This is a genomic window from Paraburkholderia tuberum STM678, assembly GCF_902833905.1.
GTDB classification, from domain to species: Bacteria; Pseudomonadota; Gammaproteobacteria; order Burkholderiales; family Burkholderiaceae; genus Paraburkholderia; species Paraburkholderia tuberum.
Window position 1 is genome coordinate 1 of record NZ_CADFGP010000169.1, and the last position, 1017, is coordinate 1017.

Sequence of the window (1017 nt, forward strand, 5' to 3'; positions counted from 1 at the left end):
ACCGAAATGAGCGTCGATTCGATTCGTTATCCAGAAAATTTGACGCGTCTTGATCTGCAAGCCGATCCGACAGTTCATTAATCAGCGTTTCCTTAGCGCTCGAATTAAGGCCTCGCCGTCGCGTGTCGCCTTCTGGAGCAGCTTGACGGGACTGTCGTAGATAGCATCAAGAAGTTTCATGTCGACGCCCAAACATCATACTCAGACATGAGCGGCATCAGCATTACCCGAGAAAGCTCGAACGGCAGCTTTGTAGCACTGCATACTGGCGTCCACTCCTGGCCTAACGGTGTCCGTACTGTACGGCCCGTACAGTGGCCCAAATCTCGGTTTGTGTTGCCGTCTCGAACACCCTGTCGATCTCGATGCTGAGATATTGAATCTCAATATCCAACTTGACACGATTGAGTAGCAACGACATCTTGCTCGCTGGCGTCAATCGAATTCAGCAAGGACGCCATGCCGCGCGAATGGTAAGTTGGCGCCTATTTCCGCACGAGGATGACGTCGTACACTTTGCCGCCGTCGTCTACGCATATGCCGCCGCTACTGGCTCCCTGGCCGCGAAGGTCGCATCGCAGCCCGTGACCGTCGCTGGACGAGAGCAGCGCCTTGACGAACTTGTCGCCAATCGAATAACTGTTCCCGAATGCCGTCGCAGTGCCGCCGTGGCTATTGAACCCATAAGCCGACGCGAACCCAAACGTGTCGTTCGATCCAACACGCCCATAACCCGGACCGCGTATGACCAAAGCTACCAGGCAACAGCCTTCTTCCCGCCCCCCATAGATGCGCTTCAGTATGAACGTCTCGCGCTGGCTGCCTTCCATCTTTGTGAACGGCAGGGACAGCAACTTCAACATCTGATTACGCTTGCGACTTCATTGTTCAGGAATCCTTTAACGCCTGAGGAAAGACACGACCAGCGGAATCTGCTTGAGGTCATGATCCATATCGGCGAGGACTACAGGCGCATGAACAATTGCGATCATGAACTGTTCACGGTTCTGGCGCTCG

Annotated in this window: 1 pseudogene; it reads left to right on the top strand. The window is 54.4% G+C overall.

Features of this window, described 5'->3' with window-relative positions:
* Positions 1-404: 404 nt before the first annotated feature.
* Positions 405-1017, top strand: a pseudogene (locus HWY30_RS41270) (hypothetical protein); the annotation flags it as partial.